The sequence below is a fragment of the Neisseria sp. P0014.S009 genome, assembly GCF_051958155.1.
GTDB classification, from domain to species: domain Bacteria; phylum Pseudomonadota; class Gammaproteobacteria; order Burkholderiales; family Neisseriaceae; genus Neisseria; species Neisseria flavescens_C.
Genome location: NZ_JBQCVS010000249.1, coordinates 1 through 238, shown reverse-complemented (window position 1 = coordinate 238; position 238 = coordinate 1). Strand labels below are relative to the sequence as shown.

Annotated in this window: 1 protein-coding gene; it reads right to left on the bottom strand. The window is 45.4% G+C overall.

Features of this window, described 5'->3' with window-relative positions; translation table 11 throughout:
• Window positions 1-238: AIR synthase-related protein (locus tag ACTHS4_RS12530; protein WP_440366048.1), on the bottom strand; the 238-nt coding region annotated here is incomplete at both ends.

The window sequence follows — 238 nt, the reverse complement described above, 5'->3', positions numbered from 1 at the left end:
GATAACAACCATGCCGATACCGCAGTTAAATGTACGGTACATTTCTTGGGTTTCCACATTGCCTGCTTTTTGCAGCCATTGGAACAGTTTAGGTAATTCCCACGCTTTGGCATCGATTTGTGCGACGGTATTTTCAGGCAAAACACGAGGTACGTTTTCGGTAATGCCGCCGCCGGTAATGTGAGCCATACCTTTAATAGTGAATTTTTCCAAAGCGGCCAGGATAGGTTTCACATAC